Source organism: Microbacterium sp. Bi128, assembly GCF_918698205.1.
Genome location: NZ_CAKKMM010000241.1, coordinates 1 through 6,040 on the forward strand (window position 1 = coordinate 1; position 6,040 = coordinate 6,040).

Sequence of the window (6,040 nt, forward strand, 5' to 3'; positions counted from 1 at the left end):
GGCTGCCGCCAAGACGGCCACTCCGGTGCCGGCCCCGCTCACTGTGGAGCCGGACCCGGTCACCGCGCCGGCCGATACGCCGAAGCCACGGGCGGTCACGCAGTCGGCCACGACGGCAGTGACAACAGAACCCTCAGCGACGCCCTCAGCGACGCCCGGCGGCTAGCCGCCGCCGCGCCGCAGGGCGTTGTTCCGGCGTCATGTCCGGGAGGCACACCCATACCCGCAGGCCCCGGTGCCGAATAATGGAGTGACCAGTTCAGATTCCCTGCTCCGGACCATCGACATCGCAAGGACGCGCCCCATGACAGCTCTGCACTCCATTCCCCTGACCCTCATCGACGGGACCGAGACCGATTTTGGCCGATTCAAGGGCGAGGTGGTTCTGGTGGTCAACGTGGCGTCCCAGTGCGGTTTCACGCCCCAGTACGCTGGACTCGAGGCGCTGCACAACAAGTTCCGGGGCCAGGGCTTCCAGGTCCTCGGCGTCCCCTGCAACCAGTTCGCCGGGCAGGAGCCCGGCGGCGAGGCCGAGATTGCCGAGTTCTGCGAGCGCAATTTCGGGGTGACCTTCCCGCTGACGGTCAAGGCCAACGTCCGGGGAAAGAACCAGCACCCGCTCTACGCCGAGCTCACCAAATTCAAGACGGGAATCCTGCCCGGCCTGGTGAAGTGGAACTTCGAGAAGTTCCTCGTGAACCGCGACGGCGAGGTCATCGCCCGCTTTGCGCCCACCGTTGAGCCTGACGCGCCGGAGATCATCGAGGCTGTTCAGTCCGCCCTCGACTGACCCGACCGGCCCCGGGGTCCAGAGGAACTCAGCCCTATCCCTAAGCATGCTTAGCGCCTAGACTGGCCGGACCCTCCAACATTCCGGGCTTCCCCGCGGCGCAAGCAACTCTGGCAGCCGTCGGCAGAATGGCCGGGTGTTCCTGTGGAGGGCGCATCAAAGAACTTCGTGAATCACACCAGGGCGCCCACCACGGGGCCCGTGAAAGCAGGAGGAAATAGATGACAGGGAACAAAGCCGTTGCCTACAAGGGGCCTGGCAAGGTCGAACTGATCGACATTGACTACCCCACCTTCGAACTCAAGGACGGCCCGGGGGTCAACCCCGCCAACGTGGGCCGGCAGGTGCGCCACGGCGTAATCCTCAAAACCGTGGCCACGAATATTTGCGGTTCGGACCAGCACATGGTCCGGGGGCGCACCACGGCTCCCGCCGACCTGGTGCTCGGGCACGAGATCACCGGAGAAGTGGTGGAAGTGGGTCCGGATGTTGAATTCATCAAAGTGGGGGACATCTGTTCCGTCCCGTTCAATATCGCCTGCGGGCGCTGCCGGAACTGCAAGGAACGCAAGACGGGGATCTGTCTGAACGTCAACCCCGACCGCCCGGGCAGCGCCTATGGCTATGTGGACATGGGCGGCTGGGTAGGCGGCCAGGCCAACTACGTCCTGGTGCCGTATGCCGATTGGAACCTGTTGAAGTTCCCGGACAAAGACCAGGCCCTCGAAAAGATGATGGACCTGACGATGCTCTCGGACATCTTCCCGACCGGATTCCATGGTGCGGTCACCGCAGGCGTCGGCGTCGGTTCCACCGTCTACGTGGCAGGCGCAGGGCCCGTGGGCCTGGCCGCGGCGACCAGTGCCCAGCTCCTGGGTGCTGCCGTCGTGATTGTGGGTGACATGAACGCGGACCGCCTGGCGCAGGCGCGCAGCTTCGGCTGCGAGACCATCGACCTGAGTAAGGGCGGCCCGGCCGAGCAGATCGAGCAACTCCTGGGCGTCCCGGAAGTCGATTGCGGCGTGGATGCCGTGGGATTTGAGGCCAAGGGGCACGGGGCCGGAGCCCACGAGGCCCCCGCCACCGTCCTGAACTCGCTGATGGAGGTAACGGCCGCCGGCGGTGCCCTGGGCATCCCCGGGCTCTACGTCACCGGGGACCCGGGCGGCGTGGACGAGGCCGCGAAGAAGGGTTCGCTCTCGCTCAGCCTCGGAACGGGCTGGGCAAAGTCACTCAGCTTCACCACGGGACAGTGTCCGGTCATGAAGTACAACCGGCAGCTGATGATGGCCATCCTGCATGACAGGGTGCATATCGCCAAGAACGTCAACGCGAAGGCGATTACCCTGGAGGACGCGCCGAAGGGCTACGCGGAATTCGACGCCGGCGCGGCGACGAAGTTCGTGCTTAACCCGAACGGCTACCTGAGCTAGCGGAAACCGTGAACCCGGCGGCACTGTCCGTCCCGCCCCGAAGCCCCGGGGTTTCGGGAGTGCCGCCGGGCGTCCCCGCCCCCGTATATGCCGGAAAGGGCATGTGAGGGCACGCCACCTGTTAACGCTTATTTTTCCAATATGCCTGTCCCAGTTTTTACATTGTTTGCCCAATGTCTGGTTGGATAGTTCTTACTGAGAGGGACCCTGGAAGCACCGCTTCCACCCAACCAAGAAGGCAGCAATGGAGCGCATCGAGGCCGAACACCCCCGGCCACGTCATTTCCTACTTCACCTGAGCGACCCCCACCTGCTGGGGGGTCCGCAACCCTTGCACGGCGTCGTGGACAGCGAAGCCCTGCTCAGGCAACTCTTCGAGGAGGTCCACGCCTCCGGGGCCCGCCCCGAAGCCGTAATCTTCACGGGCGACCTGGCTGACCTGGGCGAACCCGAGGCGTATGCCAAGCTCCGCGCCATCGTGGATCCGGCGTGCGAGGCCCTGGGGGCCAAGGTCATCTGGGCGATGGGCAACCACGACGACCGGGCGAATTTCCGGGCCGGGCTCCTGGACCAGGCCGACAATGACGCGCCCGTGGACCACAGCTACTTCGTCAACGGGCTGCGCATCATCACCCTGGACACCTCCGTGCCCGGCTTCCACCATGGTGAATTGAGCCACGACCAGCTGGACTGGCTCGCTGCTGAACTGGCCACCCCGGCCCCGGACGGGACCATCCTTGCCCTGCACCACCCGCCGGTACCGTCCGTGCTGGACCTTGCCGTGCTCGTGGAGCTCCGGGGCCAGCCGGCGCTCGCCGGCGTCCTGCGCAACTCCGATGTCCGCGCCATCCTGGGCGGCCACCTGCACTACTCGACCACCGCAACGTTCGCGGGCATCCCTGTGTCCGTGGCTTCAGCCACCTGCTACACGCAGGATCTGAACGTCCCGGTCGGCGGCACCCGAGGCCGCGACGGCGGGCAGGCGTTCAACCTGGTCCACGTCTACGAACACACGATCGTGCACTCCGTGGTGCTGCTCGGCGACACCCCGGCGGTGGGGGAGCTGGTCTCGCCGGAGGAAGTCCAGCGCCGGCTCGCGGCCGCAGGGATCCATATCCCTGGGAAGGCCAAGCTCGAGGCCCCGTCCCGGACGTCGGCGCACCGCAGGTACACCACCCTGAACTGATTCACTCCCCGGCCGACGCGGCGCCCGTTTTGGTCACGGTCCGTTACTTCTCCCAGGGCGCCTTGATGGGGTAGTACTTCTCCAGGAAGTCCGTGACCAGTTCGGCCCGCTCTTCCGCCGGGACCTCGGGGAAGCTGCCGTCGTTGAGGCAGAAGAAGTCCATGTTCCGCTTGGCCAGGAGCTTGGGCAGGTAGTTCAGGCCGGCCCGCGCCGTGGTGTCCACATACCTCACCTTGGCAGCTGTCTGGGTCACGGCCCGGCCCGTGAGCAGCGCGTAGTAGTGGTAGAACGAGTTGGTCACGGAGATGTTGTCCGCTGCCCGGAAGGTACTCGCGGCGGTCTTGGCAAACTCGGCCGGGAACTCCTGCTCCATCTGCTCGACCACGCTGCGCCGCAACGGGGCCGCCGTGTGCTCCAGGTGCCGGGTGGTGATGCGGCCGAAGCGGTTCCAGAGCAGCTTGCGGTTCACGCGGGCGGCGTTCTCAAAGCCGCTGCGTTCGGCGTCGTTGTCGCCCAGGCCGATCCGGGTCTCGGCCTCGATGAACTTCGTGATGCCGCCCGGGGTGAAGAACATGTCCGGGCCCACGGCGCGGCCGAAGAACATGTCGTCGTTCGAATACAGGAAGTGCTCGGAGAGCCCCTCGATGTGGTGCAGCTGACACTCCACGGCCTGCGAATTGTGCGTGGGCAGAACCGACGTGTCGGCGAAAAACTCTTCGCTCCGGACGATCGTCACACTCGGGTGGTCGGCCAGCCATGACGGCGCGGGGGAGTCCGTGGCGATGAAGATCCGGCGGATCCACGGCGCAAACATGTACACCGAGCGCAGGGCGTACTTGAGCTCATCGATCTGGCGGAAGCGGGCCTCGTGGTCATCGCCCTCGCCCACCACCACGCCGGCCATGCGGGCGCGGCGGGCCGCGATGTACTCGGGGGAGCTGCCGTCAACCCATGAGAAGACCAGGTCGACGTCGAAGCTGATGTCGCTGGCGTGGTCCGCGAACATGTTCTCGATGGTGGGCCACGTGTGGCCGTAGCGTTCCACCGTGCCGCGCACTGCATCCTGGGCCAGCATGGTGCGGCGCGTCAGGGAGTTCTCGATCGGCAGGATCAGCTGATCGCCTTCGAAGCTCCACAGCTCCAGCTGGACGCCGGCGGAAGCCCCGAATTCAAAACCGCCTTCGGGTTCGACCCTGGGCCGGTAAAGCCGGAAGATCCGGGCCTGGCGGTTCGGCGACAGCTCGCCGTCGGCCACCAGCACGGACGACTTCTTCTTTGCATCCACGCTCATGGAATACATCGGCTCGTCGCGGCACGCCTCCACGAGGGCGTCGCGGAGTTCCTTGCGGTCTTTCCAGTCGACGGCGACCACAGGGCGGTGGTTGTTGCCGCGGACCAGCAGGTAGCCGATACCGGCGCCGGCCAGGACAGAACGCAGGAACATCAGGTCCTCGACCATGGCCTGGTACGGCGTGCGGTTTTCGTTGATCAGCGCATAGCGGCCGCGGTGGCGGACAACATCGGAGCGGGTCCGGAATCTGGCGACTGCGGCCGCCGACGTGACCTCGGCGTGGGCGTCCACAGATGCCTGGCTGCCATAGTAAATCTCGTCTTGGATCGCTGCTTCGGTAATGTCTGAGCTCCCGCTTCTTTGAGTGCGTTGGTGTCTACTTGCATGATAACGCGGGCCTCAAAATTGCCGCGGAAAACCGGCCGCCGCGCGGCGTGCGTGACGACGAAATGTGACGGACCGTAACGGTGAAGCGTAACGGCGGAGCAGGGCCTCAGCCGGTGACGACGGCCCGCCAGTGGTGCAGGAAGGCGGCACCGGCGTCGTCGTGGATCACGTCTTCGCCGAGCCCCAGATCGGCGGCGGTGAGGACATCGTAGGGTTTGACCGGGATGCCGTCCGCGGGCCGGACGTCGACGTGCTTCACGGCGTGGTCGTTGTGGTGCAGCCAGTCGGCCATGGCGTAGTCCGTGCGGGAATCGCCCACCGTGCGCCAGGCCTGCGGCGTGATCCCCTGCGCGGCCAGGAACTCCACGGCCCGGCTCGCGCCCAGGTCCTTGCCCAGCCGGACCGATTCGATATCGGTGGAGATGATGGTCGGATCGACGCGGAAGTCGACTTGGTCATCGGAATCGGGGACGTGGTGGTCCAGCCGCACCACGCCGAGCCCATGCCGGGCCATGAGGCCCATGGCGTCGGCGTCGAAGAGTTCCTGCTCGGCCCGGTAGTCGGGGTTGGCGACGGCAATGTGCTGCTCCACGGAGACCATGGCCCGCTTGGTTTCGTCGTAGAACATGTGGGCGGAGTAGTCCTCGGCCACCAGGCGGCGCACGTCATCGCCGAAGGCCTGCGGAATGGCGAGCTCGTGGTCCACGTGGACCGGGCCGGGGCCTTCCGCGGTGTAGCTGAACCAGACGGCGCCCTTCTCGCAAATGGCGTGGATGAGGGTGCCGGCGGGCATCCCGGCGGCGATCATCGGTTCCATGACCTGCTCGCGGATGAACGCGTCCGACCGGCCGGTGTTGAAGATGACCGGCACGCCGGCGGCGGCCAGGGCCACCAGATCGGCGATGATGCCGGGCTGCACCTCGCGGGTGACCGGGCTCGCGACCGGACCGTCG

5 protein-coding genes are annotated in these 6,040 nt (G+C 66.2%); 3 read left to right on the forward strand and 2 right to left on the reverse strand.

Annotated elements, in window-relative coordinates; translation table 11 throughout:
- Positions 1-304: 304 nt before the first annotated feature.
- The 3 genes from LQV45_RS15890 to LQV45_RS15900 all read left to right on the forward strand — a co-directional run bounded on the left by LQV45_RS15890 (position 305) and on the right by LQV45_RS15900 (position 3,409).
- Complete coding sequence (locus LQV45_RS15890) at positions 305-790, forward strand: glutathione peroxidase (protein ID WP_230007873.1); 486 nt, start codon at positions 305-307, stop codon at positions 788-790.
- Positions 791-1,011: 221 nt separating this feature from the next.
- Positions 1,012-2,223, forward strand: coding sequence for a formaldehyde dehydrogenase, glutathione-independent (gene fdhA / locus LQV45_RS15895; RefSeq protein ID WP_028278013.1), 1,212 nt, complete (start codon positions 1,012-1,014; stop codon positions 2,221-2,223).
- A gap of 244 nt (positions 2,224-2,467) precedes the next feature.
- Positions 2,468-3,409: a phosphodiesterase gene (locus LQV45_RS15900; RefSeq protein ID WP_230007874.1), complete on the forward strand. Its 942-nt coding sequence runs from the start codon at positions 2,468-2,470 to the stop codon at positions 3,407-3,409.
- Positions 3,410-3,452: 43 nt separating this feature from the next.
- On the opposite strand, the gene LQV45_RS15905 is transcribed toward LQV45_RS15900, so the two are convergent.
- Together LQV45_RS15905 and LQV45_RS15910 are read right to left on the reverse strand one after the other, a co-directional pair.
- Positions 3,453-4,991 (reverse strand): stealth family protein, encoded by a 1,539-nt coding sequence (locus tag LQV45_RS15905; RefSeq protein ID WP_230007875.1) that lies wholly within the window; start codon positions 4,989-4,991, stop codon positions 3,453-3,455.
- Between the two features lie 202 nt (positions 4,992-5,193).
- On the reverse strand, positions 5,194-6,040 hold an 847-nt coding region (locus LQV45_RS15910), incomplete at its 5' end, for a hypothetical protein (protein WP_230007876.1).